This window comes from Lentzea flaviverrucosa (assembly GCF_003350445.1).
In the GTDB taxonomy this organism is placed as follows: domain Bacteria; phylum Actinomycetota; class Actinomycetes; order Mycobacteriales; family Pseudonocardiaceae; genus Lentzea; species Lentzea californiensis.
Genome location: NZ_QQAU01000027.1, coordinates 1,913 through 5,073 on the forward strand (window position 1 = coordinate 1,913; position 3,161 = coordinate 5,073).

Consider the following 3,161-nt stretch of genomic DNA (forward strand, 5'->3'; position numbering starts at 1 on the left):
TTGTTCTTTGAGAACTGCACAGTGGATGCGAGCATCTTTGTAGCAAGTTAGTAAGGGCATACGGTGGATGTCTTGGCACCAGGAGCCGATGAAGGACGTAGGAGACTGCGAAAAGTCTAGGGGAGCTGTCAACCGAGCTGAGATCCTAGAATTTCCGAATGGGGAAACCCGGACCCAGTCATGTGGGTTCACCCATACCTGAACACATAGGGTATGTGGAGGGAACGCGGGGAAGTGAAACATCTCAGTACCCGCAGGAAGAGAAAACAACCGTGATTCCGTGAGTAGTGGCGAGCGAAAGCGGATGAGGCTAAACCGTATTCGTGTGATACCCGGCAGGGGTTGCGTGTACGGGGTCGTGGGACCTTTTGGTCAGTTCTGCCGGACTGGCAACGAGTCAGAAAATGCTGTGGTTAGAGGAATGCGTCTGGAAAGCGTGAGCGTAGAGGGTGAAACTCCCGTACTCGAAAACCTGGCATCTCGTGAGAGTGTTCCCAAGTAGCAGCGTACTCGTGAAATTCGCTGTGAATCTGGCGGGACCACCCGCTAAGCCTAAATACTCCCTGGTGACCGATAGCGGACAAGTACCGTGAGGGAAAGATGAAAAGTACCCCGGGAGGGGAGTGAAATAGTACCTGAAACCGTGTGCCTACAATCCGTCGGAGCCTTTAGGGGTGACGGCGTGCCTTTTGAAGAATGAGCCTGCGAGTTAGTGCTACGTGGCGAGGTTAACCCGTGTGGGGTAGCCGTAGCGAAAGCGAGTCTGAATAGGGCGCTTGAGTCGCGTGGTCTAGACCCGAAGCGGTGTGATCTAGCCATGGCCAGGGTGAAGCGCGGGTAAGACCGCGTGGAGGCCCGAACCCACCAGGGTTGAAAACCTGGGGGATGAGCTGTGGTTAGGGGTGAAAGGCCAATCAAACACCGTGATAGCTGGTTCTCCCCGAAATGCATTTAGGTGCAGCGTCGTGTGTTTCACCACGGGGGTAGAGCACTGGATGGTCTAGGGGGCCTACAAGCTTACCGAAATCAACCAAACTCCGAATACCGTGGTGTGAGAGCGCGGCAGTGAGACTGCGGGGGATAAGCTTCGTAGTCGAGAGGGAAACAGCCCAGAACGCCAGCTAAGGTCCCTAAGTGTGTGCTAAGTGGGAAAGGATGTGGGGTCGCACAGACAGCCAGGAGGTTGGCTTAGAAGCAGCCACCCTTTAAAGAGTGCGTAATAGCTCACTGGTCAAGTGGTCCTGCGCCGACAATGTAGCGGGGCTTAAGCACACCACCGAAGCTGTGTCATTTCGAGTTTACTCGGGATGGGTAGGGGAGCGTCGTGTAGCGGTTGAAGCGGCGGAGTAATCCAGCCGTGGACGCTATGCGAGTGAGAATGCAGGCATGAGTAGCGAAAGACGAGTGAGAAACTCGTCCGCCGGATGACCAAGGGTTCCTGGGCCAGGCTAATCCGCCCAGGGTAAGTCGGGACCTAAGGCGAGGCCGACAGGCGTAGTCGATGGACAACGGGTTGATATTCCCGTACCCGTGTGAACGCGCCCATGATGAACCTTGTGATACTAACCGCCCAAAGCACCTGCCGAAACCCTTCGGGGCTAGGTGGATTGTGGAGCGCGGGACCTGAACTTGTAGTAGTCAAGCGATGGGGTGACGCAGGAGGGTAGCTCCGCCAGTGAGTGGTAGTACTGGTGCAAGCGTGTAGGGAGTCTGGTAGGCAAATCCGCCAGGCACATATCCTGAGACGTGATGCGTAGCCGATTGAGGCGAAGTAGAGTGATCCCATGCTGCCGAGAAAAGCCTCTAGCGAGCTTTCACGCGGCCCGTACCCCAAACCGACACAGGTGGTCAGGTAGAGAATACCAAGGCGATCGGGCGAACTGTGGTTAAGGAACTCGGCAAAATGCCCCCGTAACTTCGGGAGAAGGGGGGCCGTAGCGCTTGAAGCCTCTTGCAGGCTAGGGCGAGACGGCCGCAGAGACCAGCGAGAAGCGACTGTTTACTAAAAACACAGGTCCATGCGAAGTCGCAAGACGATGTATATGGACTGACGCCTGCCCGGTGCTGGAACGTTAAGGGGACCGGTTAGTCCGTAAGGGCGAAGCTGAGAACTTAAGCGCCAGTAAACGGCGGTGGTAACTATAACCATCCTAAGGTAGCGAAATTCCTTGTCGGGTAAGTTCCGACCTGCACGAATGGCGTAACGACTTCTCGACTGTCTCAACCGCAGGCCCGGCGAAATTGCATTACGAGTAAAGATGCTCGTTACGCGCGGCAGGACGGAAAGACCCCGGGACCTTTACTATAGCTTGGTATTGGTGTTCGATTCGGCTTGTGTAGGATAGGTGGGAGACTGTGAAGCGGCCACGCCAGTGGTTGTGGAGTCATCGTTGAAATACCACTCTGGTCGTATTGGATGTCTAACCTCGGTCCGTGATCCGGATCAGGGACAGTGCCTGGTGGGTAGTTTAACTGGGGCGGTTGCCTCCCAAAGAGTAACGGAGGCGCTCAAAGGTTCCCTCAGCCTGGTTGGCAATCAGGTGTTGAGTGCAAGTGCACAAGGGAGCTTGACTGTGAGACTGACGGGTCGAGCAGGGACGAAAGTCGGAACTAGTGATCCGGCCATGGCTTGTGGAAGCGTGGTCGCTCAACGGATAAAAGGTACCCCGGGGATAACAGGCTGATCTTCCCCAAGAGTCCATATCGACGGGATGGTTTGGCACCTCGATGTCGGCTCGTCGCATCCTGGGGCTGGAGTAGGTCCCAAGGGTTGGGCTGTTCGCCCATTAAAGCGGTACGCGAGCTGGGTTTAGAACGTCGTGAGACAGTTCGGTCCCTATCCGCCGCGCGCGTAGGATACTTGAGGAAGGCTGTCCCTAGTACGAGAGGACCGGGACGGACGGACCGCTGGTGTGCCAGTTGTTCTGCCAAGAGCATTGCTGGTTGGCTACGTTCGGAAGGGATAACCGCTGAAGGCATCTAAGCGGGAAGCTCGTTCCAAGATGAGGTATCCCACTCTTCGTGAGTTAAGGCCCCCAGCTAGACCACTGGGTTGATAGGCCAGAGGTGGAAGACCGGTAACGGTTGGAGCTGACTGGTACTAATAGGCCGAGGACTTGTTACAAAGACGCTACGCATCCACTGTGCGGTTCTGGAAGAAC

The 3,161-nt window shown here is 55.9% G+C and carries 1 rRNA gene; it reads left to right on the forward strand.

Going from position 1 to position 3,161, the window contains the following annotated elements:
- Window positions 1-40: 40 nt before the first annotated feature.
- Window positions 41-3,124 (forward strand): 23S ribosomal RNA (locus DFR72_RS44780).
- Window positions 3,125-3,161: the final 37 nt, after the last annotated feature.